Origin of the sequence: Eubacterium sp. AF17-7, assembly GCF_003461285.1 — a bacterium.
GTDB classification, from domain to species: Bacteria; Bacillota; Clostridia; order Lachnospirales; family Lachnospiraceae; genus Eubacterium_U; species Eubacterium_U album.
Genome location: NZ_QTWU01000018.1, coordinates 304 through 21,303, shown reverse-complemented (window position 1 = coordinate 21,303; position 21,000 = coordinate 304). Strand labels below are relative to the sequence as shown.

Annotated in this window: 15 protein-coding genes; 11 read left to right on the top strand and 4 right to left on the bottom strand. The window is 33.0% G+C overall.

Going from position 1 to position 21,000, the window contains the following annotated elements:
* Positions 1 to 32: 32 nt before the first annotated feature.
* From DWW96_RS12400 to DWW96_RS12385, 4 genes are all read left to right on the top strand, one after another.
* Positions 33 to 2,141: a hypothetical protein gene (locus DWW96_RS12400; protein ID WP_117910627.1), complete on the top strand. Its 2,109-nt coding sequence runs from the start codon at positions 33 to 35 to the stop codon at positions 2,139 to 2,141.
* Between the two features lie 17 nt (positions 2,142 to 2,158).
* A complete protein-coding gene (locus tag DWW96_RS12395) occupies positions 2,159 to 3,223 on the top strand; it encodes a DNA repair exonuclease (RefSeq protein WP_117910626.1) in 1,065 nt (354 codons plus the stop codon).
* The gene (locus DWW96_RS12390) at positions 3,220 to 5,127 is read left to right on the top strand and encodes an AAA family ATPase (RefSeq protein ID WP_117910625.1); all 1,908 of its coding nucleotides are present in this window, start codon (positions 3,220 to 3,222) and stop codon (positions 5,125 to 5,127) included. The genes DWW96_RS12395 and DWW96_RS12390 overlap by 4 nt, the downstream gene beginning before the upstream one ends.
* Before the next feature lie 128 nt (positions 5,128 to 5,255).
* Entirely contained in the window at positions 5,256 to 5,612 is a 357-nt protein-coding gene (locus tag DWW96_RS12385; RefSeq protein WP_117910624.1) for an Hpt domain-containing protein, read from the top strand.
* A 357-nt stretch (positions 5,613 to 5,969) separates the two neighbouring features.
* On the opposite strand, the gene DWW96_RS12380 is transcribed toward DWW96_RS12385, so the two are convergent.
* From DWW96_RS12380 to murC, 4 genes are all read right to left on the bottom strand, one after another.
* On the bottom strand, positions 5,970 to 7,139 hold the full coding sequence (locus DWW96_RS12380; RefSeq protein WP_022089203.1) for a ribose-phosphate pyrophosphokinase: 1,170 nt from the start codon (positions 7,137 to 7,139) through the stop codon (positions 5,970 to 5,972).
* 20 nt (positions 7,140 to 7,159) lie between these two features.
* A complete protein-coding gene (locus DWW96_RS12375) occupies positions 7,160 to 8,152 on the bottom strand; it encodes an ATP-binding protein (RefSeq protein WP_022089204.1) in 993 nt (330 codons plus the stop codon).
* A 10-nt stretch (positions 8,153 to 8,162) separates the two neighbouring features.
* Positions 8,163 to 9,317: a DnaD domain protein gene (locus DWW96_RS12370; RefSeq protein WP_022089205.1), complete on the bottom strand. Its 1,155-nt coding sequence runs from the start codon at positions 9,315 to 9,317 to the stop codon at positions 8,163 to 8,165.
* Positions 9,318 to 9,669: 352 nt separating this feature from the next.
* Positions 9,670 to 11,052, bottom strand: a complete 1,383-nt coding sequence (murC, locus tag DWW96_RS12365) for a UDP-N-acetylmuramate--L-alanine ligase (RefSeq protein ID WP_022089206.1) — start codon at positions 11,050 to 11,052, stop codon at positions 9,670 to 9,672.
* A gap of 411 nt (positions 11,053 to 11,463) precedes the next feature.
* Between murC and DWW96_RS12360 the strand changes: the two genes are divergently transcribed.
* The 7 genes from DWW96_RS12360 (at position 11,464) to DWW96_RS12330 (ending at position 20,380) form a co-directional block, all read left to right on the top strand.
* On the top strand, positions 11,464 to 12,735 hold the full coding sequence (locus DWW96_RS12360) for a glucose-1-phosphate adenylyltransferase (RefSeq protein WP_022089207.1): 1,272 nt from the start codon (positions 11,464 to 11,466) through the stop codon (positions 12,733 to 12,735).
* On the top strand, positions 12,735 to 13,853 hold the full coding sequence (glgD, locus tag DWW96_RS12355) for a glucose-1-phosphate adenylyltransferase subunit GlgD (protein WP_022089208.1): 1,119 nt from the start codon (positions 12,735 to 12,737) through the stop codon (positions 13,851 to 13,853). The genes DWW96_RS12360 and glgD overlap by 1 nt, the downstream gene beginning before the upstream one ends.
* 81 nt (positions 13,854 to 13,934) lie before the next feature.
* Positions 13,935 to 14,207, top strand: coding sequence for a septation regulator SpoVG (gene spoVG, locus DWW96_RS12350; RefSeq protein ID WP_022089209.1), 273 nt, complete (start codon positions 13,935 to 13,937; stop codon positions 14,205 to 14,207).
* 324 nt (positions 14,208 to 14,531) lie between these two features.
* Entirely contained in the window at positions 14,532 to 15,086 is a 555-nt protein-coding gene (gene pth / locus DWW96_RS12345; protein ID WP_022089210.1) for an aminoacyl-tRNA hydrolase, read from the top strand.
* Positions 15,087 to 15,192: 106 nt separating this feature from the next.
* Complete coding sequence (mfd, locus tag DWW96_RS12340; protein WP_022089211.1) at positions 15,193 to 18,705, top strand: transcription-repair coupling factor; 3,513 nt, start codon at positions 15,193 to 15,195, stop codon at positions 18,703 to 18,705.
* 107 nt (positions 18,706 to 18,812) lie between these two features.
* Entirely contained in the window at positions 18,813 to 19,562 is a 750-nt protein-coding gene (locus DWW96_RS12335; RefSeq protein ID WP_117910623.1) for a hypothetical protein, read from the top strand.
* Positions 19,563 to 19,579: 17 nt separating this feature from the next.
* Complete coding sequence (locus tag DWW96_RS12330) at positions 19,580 to 20,380, top strand: SDR family oxidoreductase (protein WP_117910651.1); 801 nt, start codon at positions 19,580 to 19,582, stop codon at positions 20,378 to 20,380.
* The last annotated feature ends 620 nt before the right edge of the window (positions 20,381 to 21,000 follow it).

The window sequence follows — 21,000 nt, the reverse complement described above, 5'->3', positions numbered from 1 at the left end:
CGGCATATTGGAATGGGAAAGTGAGACATAAAATGAAAAAAAGATATGTTGTAGCAATTGTAATTGTTATATTACTGGTTACACTTGCTGTTTTTGGTATTACAAGAGGTAAAGTATTTGATAAATCATCGGATACAAAGAATAATAATACTACAAATGAACACGAATTGCTTCCTGAAGTAGATGCATATTATGGCTCAGAAAAGATAGCATCAATATTAGGATATAAAACAGAAGTAGGAAGTAACTATATAAGAGACAACATTGTTCCGGTGGAAAGTAGTCGTGTGATACCTGTAAAAATAATAAATAATGGCAGAACAATTGTCGGAATGAAGTATGAAGTGCGAAGCACGGAAGATTCCCGATTAATAGACAATGGGGAAGCAAAACAGACAGAAAATACAGAAAAGACTACATTGTATGAAATAAATGCCAGTGCTATTTTACAGTCGGGACAGGAATATCAGCTTGTTTTAACATTGGAAACAAATAATAATGAAAATATATACTACTATACAAGAGTCATGGTAATGAATGACAGTTTTGTAGATGGACAGATTGCGTTTGCAAAGCAGTTTAGCAGTAGCACATTAGGACAGGATACAGAATTAAATATTGCGACATATTTAGAGCCTGATGAAGATTTGAAAAATGATGATTTGGGATATACGACATTATCTTCAAGTTATAAAATGTTGCAGTGGAGTGAAATGAAACCTGAACTTCAGGGAAAGATAAATGTTTCAGCAAAAGAGTTTTGCATCAAAGACAGCGGAGAAGCAGGAACATATACACTAGAATATCAAGTGAAAGCAAGCAATGCAGAAGGTGTTGAAGAAACATATAACGTATCAGAAACAATAGTTGTATGGACTTTTTCAGGACAAAATTATGTATTGAATTATAATAGAGAAATAAATCAGGTATGGGAAGCAAATGACAACAATGTTGGAAAAGCTTTTATAGATTTAGGAATCCAGAATCAGAAAACAATAGACGTTGCTGAAAGTGAAAATGGACAGTACATTGGATTTGAAATTAATGGCGATGTTTATACAATGGATTTAACATCAAATGGAATGAAAAAATTATTTGCACTTGATGCCAAAAGTGTGTCAGAAAACAGAATGACAAAGGCAAAAATGATTCAGACAGATGATAAAGGCAATGCCAATTTCCTGGTTTATGGATACAGTCCAAGTAATGAACATTTAGGAGAAAATGGTATTTCAGTATTTCATTATGATAAAGAAAGTAATGAAAGTAAAGAATTGTTGTTTATTCCATTTAGCCAGCCTGCAGAGATGATTGACAAACAGATTCACAAATTATGTTATGTAAACGATGGAACAATTTATTTCATGTTAGATAACAGTTTATATTATGTTAATATAGGAACAAAGGAAAGCGGCAAAATTGTTGAAAATATGCCTGACGGTTCTTATGCGATAAATCAGTCAAAAACAGCAATTGCTTATAATACCGATTTGACAACAATGAATAGTGATAGTATTACGGTAATAGATTTGACGACAGGTAAGGAGAAAAAACTTACAGGAGAAAATGGCGAAAAGTTGTCAGCGTGTGGATATACAGGAAACAATCTTATCTATGGTATAACAAAACCTGAGAATGTTTCGGACAGTATGCGTATAGATACTTTAAAAATTATAGACAAAGATTATAACGAAATAACTTCATATTCTTCTGATAATACAGTCATTACAGGTGTTGAAATAACAGACACTATTATTAACATGAAGAGAGAAAAGAAGGGCAAAGCTATTTCTGATGATCAACTTATAGATAATACTGAAAAATTAGAAACAAAGACAAAATCAAGTTATTTTGCGGATACATTAAAGCTTAAAGAACTTGCAATTTCATTTGTAAACCAGTTAAGTGGAAAGAATGAATTAAAAGTAGAGGAAGCTTCCATTAAATACAAAAAATCAACAGAAGTAAATACAATAATAAAGCCTGCAGCACAGGACCAATATTTTGTATATGCGGGTGGAAATTTATTTGGAATATATTATAATCAAAATGAGGCAGAAACAGTAGCGAAGACAAATAAAGGCCTTGTTACGGATTATAATGGACAAAAAATTTGGACATTTGAAGAAAATTATGAATAAAAGGAGAATCATTCAACATGCGGTTCATACACACAGCCGACATTCATCTAGGGGCAACGCCGGAAAGTAAAATGGATTGGGCAGTCCACAGGGGAGATGAAATGTGGGGAACATTTGAAAGATTAATAAAAAAAGTTAAGGAAGATGAAATAGAATTACTTATAATTGCAGGAGATTTATTCCATAGACAGCCATTGTTAAGGGAATTGAAGGAGGTAGACTACCTGTTTTCAACGATTCCGGATACAAAGGTTGTGTTGTGTGCAGGAAATCATGATGCAATAAAAAAAGGTTCGTTTTATAGAAATTTTGAATGGAATAAGAACGTTTATTTTCTTGATAGCAAAACAGTAGATTGTGTGCCTATAGATGATTTGGGCGTTGATGTGTATGGATTAAGTTATTATAAAAATGAGATAACAGAACCGCTGTATGATGATATACAAATAAAAAATCCATATAGGATTAACATTCTTGTAGCTCATGGTGGTGATGATAAGCATATTCCTATTAATAAAAGAAAGATAATGCTTGAGGGATTTGACTATGTGGCATTTGGACACATTCACATTCCGGATTTGGATGAAGCTAACAGAATGGCATATTCAGGTTCCCTTGAACCTATTGATGTAAATGAAATAGGCCCTAGAGGATTTATATATGGAGAAGTAACTAAGCAGAATTTGAATATAAGATTCCAGTCTTTTTCTAAGAGAGAATATAAACATGCGGAAATGACGGTAACTACAAATGCTACGAACATGGAACTGAGACACACTCTTATGGAATTTATAGAAAAAGAAGGCAGAGATAATATATATAAAGTAACAATAGTAGGTTATAGAAATCCTGATTTTGATATTGACTTAGAAGGTCTGGCTCAGGTAGGAAATGTAGTATCCGTAACGGACCGAACAGAGCCTGACTATGATTTTGAAGAATTATATGAAAGAAATAAAGATAATCTGTTAGGAATGTTTATTGAAAAATATATCGACCAGGATGTTCTCTCTCCAATACAGCAGAAGACCTTATACTATGGGGTTAAGGCGTTACTTGAGGCTATGGAGGACAAACAATGATAATAAAAGATATTCGATTGATTAATTTTGGCAAATTTCATGATACGGAAATTCATTTCGAAAGAGGATTAAACATTGTTTATGGTGAAAATGAAGCCGGAAAAACAACAATACACACATTCATAAGAGGAATGCTTTTTGGTATAGATAAACAGCGTGGAAAAGCCAGCGGAAAAGATACATATACCAAATATGAACCATGGATTAATCCTGAAGTATATCGTGGAATGATGCGAGTTGAAAACGATGGTAAGGACTATCGTTTTGAAAGAAATTTTAATAAAAATGAAAAATCATTTCGTGTCATAGATGAGGACCTTGGAAGAGAACTTGATGACAACGAAATAAAGCAGTTGTTTAGAGGCTTAGATGAAAGTTGTTATTATAACACGATTAGCATAAGCCAGATTGGAAGTGCAACTGATAAAGAATTAGAAAATATATTAAAGAACTACGCAGCAAATTTAGGCTCAACAAAGTCTATGGAAATTGATATGAAACAGGCTTTGACAAGTCTTGATGCTGAGCGTAAAGAAATAATAAGCGAAAATAAAGTAGGTTCTAAAGAATCAGTAATTCGTGATATGGAAGAAACCGCAGAAGAAATAGAGATGTCTAAAAGAGAGCAGGATACAATAATTTCTGAAATTGATTTAGACAGGAGTAAAGAAGCGGAGTTACTGGCAAAAAAGCAGGATTTGGCAGGAAAGGATGCTGTCAGATTAGAAGAAATGACAAAATACAGTGCCAGAAAAGAAAATCTTTACAATGAAATAATGCAGCTTAACCATGAAATTGATAAGGCTTCAAGAACTTTGACAGAGATAACGGCTCAAAAGGGAGAAATGGAAAAGCAGTTAGAGTCAAAAGGAATTCCAACAAGGGAAGTAATGGAACGAGTAAGCAACGCCTTAAATAAGGCGACAAATATACCAATTGTGTTCGCCCTTATAACAGTTGTATGCCTTGGATGTTCAATAGGTATGTTTATGGCAAATCCTGAATTACTTGATTTTTCAAGCAAAGGCATTTTAAAAATTGGAATACCGGCAGGATTAGCATTAGCATTTTTAATAGCAACAATTGTTAAGTTTTTTATGAATGTAAAGAGCAAAGAAAGACTTGCTGAAAATTTAAAAGAAACTAAACTTATCATGGATAAGTTAGATGCATTAAATAATGAAAAAACATATACAGAGCGTCAACTTGATAACAGAAGAGCTAATTTAAGTGTAGCTAAAGAATCTTTAAAAAATCTTGAAGAATCAGAATTATCAAGCGATGATTATAGTGAAGAGATAAAAGAACTTGATGAAGAATATGCAGCGCTTAAGGAAAAAATTGGAAAAGAGCAAGGGGTATTAGAGCAGAAGCAGGAACAGGATATTGAATTAGAAAAGCATATAGAGAATTTAAAAGCAAAACTTCAATCAATTAAAAATGCAGAGATTGAAATAAGAGCATTAGAGAATGCTAAAAGAGAAATTGAAGAAATAGCTTATGAAGTTAGAAACAGTTTTGGAAGACGACTTAACGAAAAGGCTTCTTACTATATGTCAAAGATTACAAATGGAAAATACAACAATATTGTTATAGATGATAACTTAAATGTTTCAGTTAATGGTAGAAATGCTTTAATATCATCTTTTAAATTAAGTAAGGGAACTGTTGAACAAATTTACATGGCTTTAAGGCTTGCAGCAGCAGATATAATATTTGAAAACGATACAAAACCTATTTTGCTTGACGATACTTTTGCAATGTACGATAATAAACGAATGGGAAACACAATGAAGTTTATGGCAGAAAATCTTGACCAGGTAATAGTGTTCTCATGTCATACAAGAGAAAAGGTTATGGCGGACAAGCTTGGACTTGATTATCACTTGAAGAAATTAGATTGATTAGTAGATGCTACATGCTAATCAATTTAAATAATAAATAATGAGATTGGTAATGTAATAAATTTGTGGGGATTGGGTTTACAAAAACAGGAAATAAAATTGAACAGGTTAAATAGGAGGAACAGACTATGACCACAAAAGAATGCTACGAAAAGATGGACTCAAACTATGAAAAAGTCCTAGGAAGATTAGGCAGTGAAATGATAATCAAAAAATTTGCAATTAAGTTTTTAGACGATTCAAGTTTCCAGAACTTAAAAGATGCATTAGCAGGCAAAAATTTGGATGATTCATTTAGGGCAGCACACACATTAAAGGGTGTATGTGTTAATCTTGGATTTGACAAGTTATATGAAGCAAGCTCAAAGATTACTGAACAGTTAAGAGCAGGAAAGCTTGAAGGCTGTGATGAAATGTTTAAAGATGTAGAAAAAGAGTACGAAATGACAATAAGCGTACTTAAAGAATTCGCAGAACAGAACTAGAGTTAACTGCAACAGATTTGTAATTGATTATAGCTAACTGCAACAGAAAGAACTGGAATTGACTATAATTAATTCCGACAGAATTATAATTAATTAAAACAAAACGGCTAGAACAGAGCAATTTGTACAAGAGATAAAGAATAAATACATAACAATTTAATGCATAAAAAATAATACATAAAAAATTAATACATAAAAATAAAACCTTCAAGAGATATGAGATGATATATCCAAAAAGTTTGTTCTTTGGAATTTCCTCAATATAATCTTTTGAAGGTTTTTTGTATTAAAAAAACTGTTGCATTTGCAACTATGGTTGTAAACACAACAGTTTAATATTATAGTAAATTAATTCAATTATTTATTATTATATTCATTAATCTTTTTAGTAATCTTATCAATTGGGTTTAAGATGTCACTAATTGATGCGTCATGGTTTAATCTGTCAATGAATAAAGCTGTAAATTTGCTTATATCAACATTGATGTACCATTCTTTTTCAAGAAGCTCTGGAGTCTGGTAAATACTGTTTGTAGTCATAACTCTGTAAATTAATCCCTGTTCATAAGCTTCATCGAATCTCTCTAAACCATTTGTAAATAAACCAAATGTAGAAGCAACAAATACTCTGTTTGCTTTTCTCTTCTTAAGCTGTTTAGCTACGTCTAACATACTATCACCGGAAGAAATCATATCATCAATAATTAAAACATCTTTACCTTCAACGGAATCCCCTAAATATTCATGTGCAACAATTGGATTACGTCCATCTACAACCTTTGTATAATCACGACGTTTGTAGAACATACCCATGTTAACACCTAAAACGTTTGCATAGTATACAACTCTTCCCATAGCACCTTCATCAGGGCTGATCATCATTAAATGGTCAGAATCAAGTTTAATATCAGGAACATTTCTTAAAAGGTTTTTAATGAACTGATATGTTGGCATAACTGACTCAAATCCACTAATAGGAATTGCATTATTAACTCGAGGGTCATGAGCGTCAAATGTAATAATATTATCAACACCCATATTTACTAATTCCTGAAGCATTACAGCGCAGTCCATAGATTCTCTAGATGAACGTCTATGCTGTCTGCTTTCATATAAGAAAGGCATGATAACTGTAATTTTACGTGCTTTACCACTTGCAGCAGCGATAACTCTCTTGATATCAGCATAATGATCATCTGGAGACATATGATTCTTTTGACCGCATACTGTGTATTCGATACTGTGGTTAGTAACATCATCAATGATGTAAAGGTCACAACCACGTACAGTATCTTTTAAAGCGCATTTTGCTTCGCCTGTACCAAATCTAGGAACGCTTACGTTTAGAAGATAAGAATCCTTAACATATCCTTTGAAGGTAATAGGTGATTCTTTAGCTTCAAGTCTTTCACTTCTCCATCCGGAAATATAAGCATCAACTTTATCTCCGAGAGCTTTACTTCCAGGTAAAGCAACAATTGCAAGCGGACCTACAGGGATAGATTCGATAAATTTTTTGTTAGACATTTTTAGATTTCCTCCGTGTGTTAATTGTTAAATTTACTTTTTATTCTTATATCATCGCCAAAAATCTTCATAACAGTATAATTGCCAACTGCACGTGAAAAAATACGCTCAGTATAGTTTTGCTTCAATTCATCTACTGAAAGATTTGAAGAAATAATAGTAGATTTTTGACGTATAAGGCGTTCATTAAGGCAATTGAAAAGTGATGAGGCAGTAAATGAATTAGCCATTTCCGTGCCAAGGTCATCAATAATCAATAAATCACAGCTTAGAAGTTCTCTCATACTAATATGTTTATTTCCCGTAGATTTGTGGCTGTTAAATGATAAATCAGCCAACAGGTCAAATAATTGAACTGCAGATAAATAAATAACAGAGTAAGCCTGTTCTATAAGTTCTTTAGCAATGCAGTTAACTAGAAAAGTCTTGCCAACACCTGCATTCCCATAAATCAAAAGACTTTCATGACTGTCTTTAAAATTCTTAATAAAATACCTGCAATGGTCAACAACATCCTCAATATTTTCAAGAGGAGTTTTTCCCGTAATAGAATCTACTTCGCCACTATTGTAATAGTCAAAGTTAAAATTGTCAAAGTTTTCTCGCATAAGAATCTCTTTTAAGTTAGATTGTGAGTATAATTCCTCAACAACAGCCTTAGTAAAGCAGTGGCATGGTTCACCATTTATAAAACCTGTATCTTTACAGTCAGGGCATGTAAATATCTCATCCAGATAATCACATGGAAAACCGGCGGCAAGTAAAGCAGCCTTCTTATCATCTTTTAATAAGACTAATTCCCTTTTTAGTGAATCAACTGCTGAAGAATCCCCGGCTAAAGCTTTCCTTCCGGCTGAAATGGCCAAAGAACTAATCTGGTGGCTTATTTCTTCAACTTCAGGGGCTTTTTCATAAACCTTGGCAATTCTCTCTTCTAATTCAATTTTATTGTTTAAACGGCGCATATTATACATATTGCTAATAACGTCGTATTGTTCTCTTTTTAAACCCATAATTTAAAACCTATTTTCTATTTGTAGATGAAAGTAACATTTTTTCTAACTCAATAGAATCGTATGTACGCTCGTCCATGTTTTTAAACTTCTTAAGACTTGCTGAGCATGATTTGTTAGAAGCCTTAGAAGCCTGAAGAGATGAAAACTTCTCAGAAACTTCTTTAGCATGTTCTTCATCTAACTGTTCAACTTGTGATAACTCTGTAATACCGTTATTATACCATCCTTTAAGGATTGTGTCAGCATAAGGAAAACTTGCTGTATGGGTATGTTCCATTGTACGGTTGCAAGCTTCAACAATAATATCTTCTGAAAAATTATAAGTTTCTGTCCATTTAGAAATGTAATTAACATCCTTCTTTGCTGCGTTCTGGTCAGTTAATCCAAATATTTTAAAGACACTCTTATAAATTGATTTCCTGATTTTTGTATCAAATTTAATATCATCAATAGTTGTAATTCCACGTTTATAATAGTTGACAGCTGACTTTTCGATAGAGCCTAAAGTATTATTTCCTGATGAAATGCACATCTCCATAAGATATTCTATAAAATCAGAAGATAAATTTAAACCATCAATCATATATAAAATAGAATTAACATCATTACTGTTTAATGTCTTACCAAGATAAGTTTGGGCAAGAAATGTTAACTGCTGAACCCTTGGATCCTTGCTGAATGCGGAAATTTCTTTAGAAGTATATTTGTGCTTGGCAGGAATTGCATTTGCAGGTGCAATACTTTCGATTAATGCAGGCTCAGAATTAACGTCTTCATAATTGCCATAAAAAGTATCGCCAACAGCTCTTGCTGAAACCTGGCTTCCTGAAGAGTTTAATATTGATTTAACATAAAATTTATTAGTTGTATATGCTTCCATGCGAATTCCGTTAACATGCATGTCCTCATCTCTTGAAAGAGAAATAAGACCGAGGCGTTCCCAGTAAGATAACCCACGTTCAACATCACTTTCAGTAAAACATAAAAGATCAGCCAAAGCATCTGTTGTTATTTCAGTAGAATGTCCGGAAACTAATCTTAAAAGATATAAATATATTTTAACAAATTCGCCATTGGCATTTGGCATATATTCATCAATAAAAAGATTAGATACTGATGTTAAATCTGTAAAATTCCCTCTATCTATAACTAACTTACCCATGATAAAAACCTCTCAAATTCTCAAAATGTTATGTAAACCAATTTCTTGAGAAAGCAAAAAAATAATAAAGGTCAAAATCCTTTTTCTCTCTCAAGCAAGACAAAGTATAGCACAATAAATTTTATTTGAAAAGGGTTGAAAAACACTGAAACGCCCATTTTTAAAGGGGTTCAGGCAAATGTTAATAATGTTAATAATGTGAATAACTTTCGAAAATAATTTGTCGAAAATTGTAAAAAGGCTTTAAATAGGGCATTTATCAGGTTTAAAAATACAAAATGTTATGTAAACTAAAAATCCGTAAAAATGTTGATAACTTTTTACCACATTTTTACGGATAGTGTTAATAACTTTATTTACCTAGCAGCTTTTCGCCGATTTTATAGACATCTCCGGCACCCATAGTTATTAATAAGTCATTATCATTACAATTTTCTAATAAAAAATTTTCAATTTCATCGAAAGTTGGAAAATAATGTACTTCAGTACCTAATTTTTCTATTTCATCAGCCAAATTTTTAGAACTAATTCCTAAAGTGTTCTTTTCTCTTGCTGCATAAATATCTGCAAGAACAACAGCGTCAGCCTCTGATAATGCTTTTGCAAACTCAGGAAGTAGAGCCTTAGTTCTTGTATATGTATGAGGCTGGAATACAACCCATAACTTTTTATGAGGATAATGTTCAGCAGTCTTAAGCGTTGCAGTAATTTCATCAGGATGATGAGCATAATCATCAATAATAGTTATATCACCAAGTTTGCCCTTGAATTGGAAACGTCTGTCAGTTCCGCCATAAGCTTCAAGACCATTAAGAATATCTTCTTTATCAATATTTAAAAAGTGAGCAGTTGCAATTGCTGCAAGAGAGTTATAAATGTTGTGCATACCTGTTACCTTTAAAGTAACTCTGTGCTTAAATTCTCCTTCAACATACAAATCATAGCTTCCATGAGCAAATTCATCAAATGTAATATTTTTTGCAGTGTACATACTGCCTGATTCTTCAGAACCTACAGTAATAACTTTGCAGTCTAAGTCTTTTGTAAAATATTCGAGATTGTCGATGTCTCCGTTGATAATTAAAGCTCCGTTAGCAGGAAGCAATTCTGCGTATCTTCTAAAACTATGACGAATATCATCTAAATCTTTAAAGAAGTCAAGATGATCTGCGGCAACATTTAAAATAATGCCTACAGTTGGTGCAAATGATAAGAAGCTATTTGTGTATTCGCAGGCTTCAGTAATCATTGTTCCTGAGTGACCAACTCTGGTGTTACCTTTGATTGCAGGCATAATTCCACCGACTAAAATAGTAGGGTCAGTATTTGCCTGAAGTAAAATCTGTGAAATCATTGAAGTTGTAGTGGTTTTTCCGTGAGTTCCTGAAACACCAATTGCAACATCGTAATTTTTCATCATTTGTCCTAAAAACTCTGCACGTGTTAATGTTGGAATCCCATATTCTCTTGCAGCTACTAATTCAGGATTATCATTTTTTACCGCAGCTGTATAAATAAGTACATCAGTGTCAGGTGAAACATTTTCGTTACGCTGACCGTAGAAAATTTTTGCACCTAATGATTCAAGATGTGCTGTAATCTGTGAATTTTGATTGTCAGAACCTGTAACAGTGAAATGTCTTGATAACATAATTTCTGCTAAAGCACTCATGCTGATTCCACCAATTCCCGTAAAATGTAATTTACATGGTTCGTTAAAATTTAAAATATACATTTGTGATACCTCTTTTAATAAGTAATAAATTTTGGTTACTTTATATTAAGTAGTAACAAAATAAAAGTTTTCAATATTATAAGAAAGTAATTATTTTTTACTGAAAAAACGCCATATTTACTGAAAAATAAAGGCTAAACTCTCCTATTTGCTTTATAAGTATACTCTTAAAAAAAAGAAAATAAAAGGAAAAATTTAAGATTATGACATTAAAAGAATTGTTAAAAAAAAGACAAATTAGAAATTAACTGCAATAATATGACGAAAATTGTTGAAAATGTACAAAAAACTAAATAAAAACGTTTCGTATATAGAAAAATGTAATAAAAAAATCAAAGAAAATCCTTTAAATATGGGCGATTAAATGGTATAATTTAACTACTTTATAAAATTAGCAGCGAGGTGAACGACATGATTAAAAAAGAGATGATTGCCATGTTACTCGCAGGCGGACAAGGAAGCAGACTTGGAGTTTTAACATCCAAGGTAGCTAAGCCTGCGGTTGCGTTTGGAGGCAAGTACAAGATTATTGATTTTCCACTTAGTAACTGTATTAATTCAGGTGTAGATACTGTAGGTGTATTAACACAGTATCAGCCATTAAGACTTAATGCCCACATTGGCATTGGAATTCCATGGGACCTAGATAGAAATATCGGAGGAGTAACAGTATTACCTCCATATGAAAGAAGTGAGCATACAGATTGGTATACAGGAACAGCTAATGCTATATATCAGAACATTGATTATATGCAGAGCTATAATCCTGAGTATGTAGTAATTTTATCAGGTGACCATATTTACAAGATGGACTATGAAGTTATGCTTGACTACCATAAGGCCAACAATGCAGATATTACAATTGCAGTTATGCCGGTTCCTATTGAGGAGGCAAGTAGATTTGGTGTTGTAATTGCAGATGAAAATCACAGAATTACAGAGTTTCAGGAGAAGCCACCTGTACCTAAGAGCAATTTAGCCTCAATGGGTATTTACATATTTAGTTGGGATGTACTTAAGGAAGCACTTTTAGCACTTAAGAATCAGCCTAATTGTGACTTTGGTAAGCATGTAATTCCATACTGTTTTGATAAGGAACAGAGAATTTTTGCTTATGAATATTCAAGCTATTGGAAAGATGTAGGAACATTACAGTCATATTGGGAAGCCAATATGGAATTAATAGATATTGTACCTGAATTTAATTTATATGAAGAATTTTGGAAAATATATACTAAGAGCAGTTCATTGCCACCACAGTATGTAGCCAAGGAGGCATCTGTAGAAAGATGTATCATAGGCAACGGATGTGAGATACATGGTAATGTATCTAACTCAGTAATCAGTGCCAATGTTGTAATTGAAGAAGGAGCAATAGTTAGGGATTCAATTATTATGGACAATACGGTTATTAAGAAAGGAACTGTAGTGGACAAGGCAATCATTGCAGAGAATGTCGTTATCGGTGAAAAATGTACAATCGGAACGGGTGAGTATGCAGATAGTAAACTTGATACAAGAGTTTATGCCAGTGATTTAGTAGTTATTGGTGAAAATTCAACCATACCATCCAATGTTACAGTTGGAAGAAATGTAGCTATATCAGGTAAGACTGTAATTAGCGATTACCCTGACGGAAAACTTGAATCAGGAGACTATATAATTAAGGCAGGTGAAATTTAATGAGAGCGATAGGAATTATTTTAGCAGGTGGAAACAGTAACAGATTAAAAGAACTCTCAGCAAAAAGAGCCGTAGGGGCAATGCCAATAGCAGGTAGTTACAGAGCTATTGATTTTGCTTTGAGTAATATGAGTAATTCTCATATTCAGAGAGTAGCTGTACTTACACAGTACAACGCATGGTCATTAAATGAGCACCTTAGTTCATCAAAATGGTGGGATTTTGGTAGAAAGCAGGGAGGCTTATATGTATTTACTCCGTCAATTACATCTGACAATGGTTTCTGGTATAGAGGAACAGCAGATGCAATTGCACAGAATATAGGATTCCTTAAGAAGAGCCATGAGCCATATGTAGTTATTGCATCATCTAATGCAGTTTACAAGTTAGACTACAATAAAGTATTAGAATATCATATTGAAAAGAATGCAGATATAACAATTGTTACAACAGATTTACCGGATGGTAAGGTATCTAATTATGGAGTAGTAACAACTAATGATGATGGACGTATTGTAAAATTTGAAGAAAAGCCAATTGAAAGTGATGGAACTTTAATTTCAACAGGGGTATATGTAATTAGAAGAAGATTACTCATCCAGTTGATTGAACAGTGTATGGAAGAGGACAGATATGATATCGTATCTGACATTATACAGAGAAATAAGAATAATCGTAAGATTTACTCTTATAAGACAACTGATTATTGGAGGAATATTTCTACAGTTGATGGATATTACAATACAAACATGGATTTCCTCAAACCGGAAGTTAGAAATTATTTCTTTAGAACATATCCGGATGTATATTCAAAGGTAGAAGATTTACCACCGGCAAAATATAATCCGGGAGCAGATGTTAGCAACAGCTTAATTTCAGGCGGATGCATAGTAAATGGAAAAGTAGATGATTCGGTTGTATTTAAACAGGCTTACATCGGAAATAACAGTACGATAAAGAATTGTATTATACTTAATGATGTTTATATTGGAGACAACGTACATCTTGAAAACTGTATCGTTGAAAGTCACGGAACAATTAAACCTAATACAGAAATAATTAATCATGAAAGTGAACCTAAAATTATAATAGAGCGTAACTTTAGATACGGGTTATAAAAGTATTTGACGCATTGATATGTGATGATTGATGCGTAAAAATAAAAGTAATGTTCTACAAAACAATGAGGAGGCAAAAATATGAATATTACAGATGTAAGAGTCAGAAAGATGACAAAAGAAAGCAAGATGAAAGCGGTTGTTTCAATTACAATTGATGATGAATTTGTTATTCACGACATCAAAGTAGTAGAAGGTGAAAAAGGATTGTTTATTGCAATGCCTAGTCGTAAGGCAGCAGATGGAGAATATAGAGATATTGCTCATCCAATCAATTCACAGACTCGTAATTCAATTCAGGAAATTGTTTTAGCAGCTTATGAAAAAGCATTGTTAGAACCAGATCCAGAATAGACATAATGTAAATTGGAATAAAAATAGTTATTATCTTAAAATGGCATGCCCGATTGTGGTTATGCCATTTTTAATTATACACAATTTTAGAAATTTGGCGAATGTATAATCGCTGAGAAGAAGCAAAGTAGCATCGAAGTGCTATGCACAATAGTCATATGTATAAAAAATTGTGTGCAGTTTAAATTAATTTATTGCCAAAAAGTCTTTAAATAAAGAGCAATAAAGGGTAAACTATAATAATAATAAAATGTTAAAGATAAAGAGATAGTAATAAATGAGAAGGTTTTTAGAAAAAATTTATAAAAATAAAGGAGAAAATACATGTACGCAATAGTAGGACTTGGAAATCCGGACAAAAAATATGACAAGACAAGACATAATATAGGATTTGATGTAATAGATGAATTAGCATCTCAGATGGGAGTTCAGGTAAATACAAGAAGACATAAGGCACTTTGTGGAATAGGAATGATAGGAAATGAAAAGGTCATACTTGTAAAGCCACAGACATATATGAATAATAGTGGGGAATCTGTAAGAGAAGTAATGGATTTTTATAAATTAGACCCACAACAGGAAATAATAATAATAGCAGATGACATCAGTCTAGATGTAGGGAAGATAAGAATAAGAGCTAAAGGAAGTGCCGGTGGTCACAATGGACTAAAAAGTATAATAGCCCATACCGGTACACAAAACTTTAAGAGAATAAAAGTTGGAGTAGGTGAAAATCAGGGAGATTTGGTTAATCACGTGTTAGGAAAATTCGGTAGCAAGGAAAGAAAAATCGTAGATGAAGCGGTACGAAACGCTGCATCAGCTGCTGAAGTAATGATTCTAGAAAATATTGAGACTGCAATGAACAAATATAACTAAATTAAAATAATGTTGAGGTTAAAAACTCACAACTTTGATGCCTACGGATTGTTTCATGCTACGCCGCCACAATTCTGGCATCATTAAAACAATAAGGAAGGACACAATGAATACATTTTTTTATCCACTACAAAAATTAAATGGATTTGAACGCGCTAAGGAATGCCTTGATACAGGAAAAACATGTCAGGTAACAGGGTGTGCGGATTCTCAGCTTGCACATTTTATAACAGGATTAAGCGATGGCTACAAAAATAAAGTCATCGTTACTTTTAGTGGAACAAAAGCAAAGGAACTTTATGAAGATTTAAAAGCATTTGATAAAAATGTTGTATTGTATCCTGCGAAGGATTTCATATTCTTTTCAGCAGACGTACATGGAAACGTAATCCTGCAGCAAAGACTGGAATGCATAAAGAAACTTGTAGAAGATAAACCATGTACAATTGTGACTACAGCAGATGGACTTATGGATAAAATAATGCCATTAGACAGAATTAAAGAAAATGTTCTGGGAATTTCTGAAGGCAGCATTATTGAAATGGATGCAATAAGACATAAGCTTGTTCAAATGGGATACGAGGGAGCAGAACAGGTAGAGTCACCGGGACAGTTTGCTATAAGAGGAAGTATTATAGACATTTATACATTGACAGACGAAGTGCCATATAGAATTGACATGTGGGATGATGAAGTTGATATTATAAAAAGCTTTGAGGTAGAAACACAAAGATCAATAGAAAATCTTGAAAAAATAACAATATATCCGGCAACTGACTATGTATTAACAAAAGAAGAAATAAGAGCCGGAATTGATAAAATAAAAAAAGACTTAAAGAAAAATTCTGAAGCACTTAGAAAACAATTTAAAACAGAAGAAGCGCATAGACTTGAAGTTATAATAAAAGAATTTATAGATAATGAAGAAATAAATGAAAATGGAATGTCATTTGATAGTTATGTAAACTATTTCTATGATGGAATGGTAAGCTTTATTGACTATTTAAAAGATGCGGCGTTCTTTATAGACGAGCCAAAAAGAGTTGATGAGCAGATGAAAGCTGTTGAGACGGAATTTAGAGACAGCATGAGCAATCGTTTAGAAAAAGGTTACGTTTTGCCAGGACAGACTGACATTGTGTGGAGTAGAAAAACAATCGAAAGTAAGCTAGACTCAGTAAAGAAAGTGCTATTTACTTCATTGGATCAGACTGTAAAGAATTTTACAGTAGATGAAATTGCATCTGTAGAAGCAAAAACAATAAGCCCTTATAATAACAAATTTGAAATGCTAGTTGAGGATTTAAAAAAATATAAAAAACAAAAATATCAAGTAATAATGGTTTGTGCAAGCCTGACGAGGGCAAAAAGACTAGCAGAAGATTTACGCGGATTTGGCATAAGTGCATTTTACGAAGAGGATAAAGAAAGAGAAGCACTTAGTGGAGAAGTAATGATAGTGACAGGACACCTGCGCGGAGGCTTTGCTTATCCTATGATAAAATTTGTAGTAATAAGTGATACTGATATTTTTGGTGAGAAAAAGAAAAAAAGAAGAAAGAAACATAATTATTCAGGTACACATATTTCAGATTTTTCAGATTTAAATATAGGAGATTATGTTGTACATGAAAATCACGGACTTGGAATCTACAAAGGAATTGAAAAAATTGAAGTAGACCGCACCGTGAAGGATTATATAAAAATAGAATATGAAGGCGGTAGCAATCTCTATATTCTTGCAACTCAGCTCGACATGATTCAAAAATATGCTGACAGTGAAGCAAAACCACCTAAGCTTAATAAATTAGGTGGAACTGAATGGAAAAAAACAAAAACAAGAGTTAAAAAGGCAGTGGCAGATATTGCCGACGAGTTAATTGAATTGTATGCGACAAGACAGGACAGCACAGGATTTGTATTTAGTCCGGACACAGAATGGCAAAAAGAATTTGAAGAGATGTTCCCGTTTGAAGAAACAGATGACCAGTTAGAAGTAATTTCTCAGGTTAAAGCGGATATGGAAAGCACAAAGACTATGGACAGACTTGTATGTGGAGACGTAGGATTTGGAAAAACAGAAGTTGCCATACGTGCGGCATTCAAGGCAGTACAGGATAATAAACAGGTAGTATACCTTGTGCCGACAACCGTTTTAGCGCAACAACATTACAAGACATTTACACAAAGATTCAAAGATTTTCCTGTAAGAGTGGAAATGCTTTCGAGATTTAGAACAAAAGCAAATCAGGAGCAGACAATAAGAGATTTGAAAAAAGGTTATGTAGATATCGTAATCGGAACCCACAGAGTTCTTTCAAAAGACGTGAAATTTAAAGACTTAGGTTTGCTTATAATAGATGAAGAACAACGATTTGGTGTAAAACATAAAGAAAAAATTAAAGAACTAAAAAATAATATAGATGTATTAACGATGACTGCAACGCCAATTCCAAGAACATTGCATATGAGTCTTATCGGAATAAGAGATATGTCTATTATGGAAGAACCACCACAGGATAGAATGCCGATACAGACATATGTAATGGAATATAATGATGAAATCGTAAGAGAAGCTATAAACAGAGAACTATTACGAAATGGTCAGGTTTATTATGTATACAATATTGTACAAAACATAGCAGAACGTGCTGCCGAAATACAAAGACTTGTGCCTGATGCAAATGTAGCATTTGCACATGGTCAAATGAGTGAGCGACAGTTAGAAACAATTATGTATGATTTTGTAAATGGAGATATAGACGTATTAGTTTCTACTACTATAATAGAAACAGGGATTGATGTTTCAAATGCAAATACAATCATAATTCATAATGCAGAAAAAATGGGATTATCTCAGTTGTACCAGCTTAGAGGACGAGTAGGTCGTTCAAATAGGACTGCATATGCGTTTATGATGTACACAAGAAATAAATTGCTATCAGAGGTAGCAGAAAAGAGACTTGGTGCAATAAAGAATTTCACGGAATTAGGTTCCGGCGTAAAAATTGCCATGAGAGATTTGGAAATACGAGGAACCGGGAATTTACTTGGAGCGCAGCAACATGGACACATGGAGGCGGTAGGTTATGATCTGTACTGTAAAATGCTAAATGAAGCAATTCTTGTAAGAAAAGGAAAAACTCCGACACTTGAATTTGAAACAAAAATTGATGTACTTATAGATGCATTCGTTCCTGCAGGGTATATTAAAAGCGAGAGCCAGAAGATGGATGTGTATAAACGAATTGCAGGCATAGAAACGCAGGAAGAATACGAAGATATGCAGGATGAGTTAATAGACAGATTTGGAGAAATGCCTAGACAGGTAGAAAATCTGTTGAAAATTGTACTCATAAAAGCAACAGCACATGAAGCTTATATAACTGAAATAACAGGAAATAAGACAAAACTTAAATTTACAATGCATCCTACGGCTCCGATTGAAACAGAAAAAATACCGGAAATACTAAGCAAATACAACAGAAGATTAAAATTAATTCCGGACAAAACACCTTACTTCGAATATATTCCGATGAAACCGGCAAAAGACGCTGATGAATTGATGGAAAATATGCGAAAAGTAATTGAAGATATCCGAAGCTTAAAAAGAAGTTAATCAGAAGAATTGCTAATGATGGAAAAAATATAACATAACAATAAAATGGTTATGGCTGAGCAAATCTCAAAAATAACAACACAGCAGCATAAACAGGAGTAGAATCGATGAAAAATAAAAAAATGATGGCTACACTTACATGTTTTGTAGTGGCAATGGCTATAGTGGGATGCACAAGTAGCAAATCCCCTGATACCAATAAGCAGAAGGAAGCTACTACGGAATCAGTAACAGTAGAATCAAATTTAGAAAATTCATTAACACAAAATAATAATGAACAAAATAATCAACCATCTAGTGAAAGCCAGACTGTTGCATCAAAAGAATCGATAGGAATAAAAATAGAAGACAATGATTCTAAAGCAGACATAGCGGACATATATATGGATGAAGTTCGATATTATGCCTACAAAACACAGGCAACATACGAAGTTTATTATATGTCAAAAAATAAAGAACTTAAGTGGAATAAAAAACTAAAAATAGGTGTAACACTAGAAGAAGGAGTAAAAAGCCAGATACTTAGCAATATTTGCGAAAGACAGGCATTATACGAGGAAGCTTCAAAATATGACGTGTCCTTGAGTGCAGAAGAAGAAAGCGAGGCAAATGAAGAAGCTGACTACTATTTAGAAAATTCCAGCGAAAAAATGTTATCAAAAGTTAATATTAGTAAAGAAAGACTAGTTGAAATTTACAAAAAAGAAAAAATTGCAAAAAAAGTTGAAGATATATTAAACGCAAAAGAAAAAAATAGCGCAGATGAAATGTATCAACAATGGAAAAGCAAAGTTACAATTGTAATGGAAGAACCTTGGGGCAAAATAAACTTTTCAGAAAAAATAATGGAAGAGTAAAGAAAGGAGAAACTGATATGGGATTTTTAACAGGAAAGACAGCCATTATAACAGGTGGAGGAAGAGCAGTATTGCAGGATGGAAGCTGTGGTTCAATAGGTTACGGAATAGCAACGGCTTATGCAAAAGAAGGTGCCAATTTGGTACTTACAGGACGTAACGTTAAAAAACTTACAGACGCAAAAGAAGAATTGGAAAGCAAATACGGAATAAAAGTATTGCCAATTCAGGCTGACATAAATGCCGGAACAGACAATGAAACTGTTGTTGCAAATGTAGTAAAGCAAACAATAGATGAGTTTGGAAGAATTGATGTGTTAATAAATAATGCACAGGCATCAGCTTCAGGAGTAACAATAGCAGATCATACAACACAACAATTTGATCTCGCAATGTATTCAGGAGTTTATGCGGCTTTCTACTATATGAAAGAATGCTATCCGTATTTAAAAGAAACAAAAGGCTCTGTAATTAATTTTGCATCAGGTGCAGGACTATTTGGAAACTATGGACAGTGTGCTTATGCTGCAGCAAAAGAAGGAATCAGAGGACTTACAAGAGTTGCTGCAACCGAATGGGCAGCAGACGGCATAAATGCAAATGTAGTATGCCCACTTGCATGGACAGCTCAGCTTGAAAATTTTGAAAAAGCTTATCCGGATGCATTTAAAGCAAATGTAAAAACACCACCAATGGGACATTTTGGAGACGTGGAGAAAGAAATAGGTCGCGTATGTGTACAGCTTGCTTCTCCAGACTTTAAATATATGAGTGGCGAAACGCTTACACTCGAAGGAGCCTTAGGCCAAAGACCATAGATAATAAATAAAAAAATTAAAAATAATTACGGATTATTCTAACTAAATTGGGATAATCCGTAATTTAGTTTACATAATATTAAAAAGAAGGAAATAGCTTAAAAATTTTTACGGTAAAAAATAGAAAAAAGAAAATAATCCGTAAATAGTAAAATGATATTTTAGAATAAAAAACAAATCCAATCTAACATAAAGTATTAATAGGTACCAGACAGATTGATTTTAGAATATAAATTAAAACAAGTTAAATACAACACAGATAAAGTCATACTGATATTATATTTGAATAATAAGTAAAACTAATTCTATTAATGTAGGATGACAAAGATCGCTAGAAGTAATAATTGCAGTTAGATTTAATTGACAAATACATAAAAATAAAAAAATTAAAAAAGCATGTTGACAACAGTCGAAATACGTAGTATTATACACAAGCTGACTGTTGAGACAGCAGTTCAGACAGAAAAATTTAATTGATTTTAAGTTTTGAATAACGAAGAAAAATATAAAAAAGTTGTTGACAAAGCAGAGCAATCGTGATAATATAAACGAGTTGCTGCTGAAACGGCAACAAGCAAAACAAGAACATTGATAATTGAACAGCAACCATCCCTGAAAAT

What these genes read in the sequence shown, in the direction of transcription:
- DWW96_RS12400 (WP_117910627.1), top strand. Translation starts at nt 33, where the DNA reads ATGAAAAAAAGATATGTTGTAGCAATTGTAATTGTTATATTACTGGTT.
- DWW96_RS12395 (WP_117910626.1), top strand. Translation starts at nt 2,159, where the DNA reads ATGCGGTTCATACACACAGCCGACATTCATCTAGGGGCAACGCCGGAA.
- DWW96_RS12390 (WP_117910625.1), top strand. Translation starts at nt 3,220, where the DNA reads ATGATAATAAAAGATATTCGATTGATTAATTTTGGCAAATTTCATGAT.
- DWW96_RS12385 (WP_117910624.1), top strand. Translation starts at nt 5,256, where the DNA reads ATGACCACAAAAGAATGCTACGAAAAGATGGACTCAAACTATGAAAAA.
- DWW96_RS12380 (WP_022089203.1), bottom strand. Translation starts at nt 7,139, where the DNA reads ATGTCTAACAAAAAATTTATCGAATCTATCCCTGTAGGTCCGCTTGCA.
- DWW96_RS12375 (WP_022089204.1), bottom strand. Translation starts at nt 8,152, where the DNA reads ATGGGTTTAAAAAGAGAACAATACGACGTTATTAGCAATATGTATAAT.
- DWW96_RS12370 (WP_022089205.1), bottom strand. Translation starts at nt 9,317, where the DNA reads ATGGGTAAGTTAGTTATAGATAGAGGGAATTTTACAGATTTAACATCA.
- murC (WP_022089206.1), bottom strand. Translation starts at nt 11,052, where the DNA reads ATGTATATTTTAAATTTTAACGAACCATGTAAATTACATTTTACGGGA.
- DWW96_RS12360 (WP_022089207.1), top strand. Translation starts at nt 11,464, where the DNA reads ATGATTAAAAAAGAGATGATTGCCATGTTACTCGCAGGCGGACAAGGA.
- glgD (WP_022089208.1), top strand. Translation starts at nt 12,735, where the DNA reads ATGAGAGCGATAGGAATTATTTTAGCAGGTGGAAACAGTAACAGATTA.
- spoVG (WP_022089209.1), top strand. Translation starts at nt 13,935, where the DNA reads ATGAATATTACAGATGTAAGAGTCAGAAAGATGACAAAAGAAAGCAAG.
- pth (WP_022089210.1), top strand. Translation starts at nt 14,532, where the DNA reads ATGTACGCAATAGTAGGACTTGGAAATCCGGACAAAAAATATGACAAG.
- mfd (WP_022089211.1), top strand. Translation starts at nt 15,193, where the DNA reads ATGAATACATTTTTTTATCCACTACAAAAATTAAATGGATTTGAACGC.
- DWW96_RS12335 (WP_117910623.1), top strand. Translation starts at nt 18,813, where the DNA reads ATGAAAAATAAAAAAATGATGGCTACACTTACATGTTTTGTAGTGGCA.
- DWW96_RS12330 (WP_117910651.1), top strand. Translation starts at nt 19,580, where the DNA reads ATGGGATTTTTAACAGGAAAGACAGCCATTATAACAGGTGGAGGAAGA.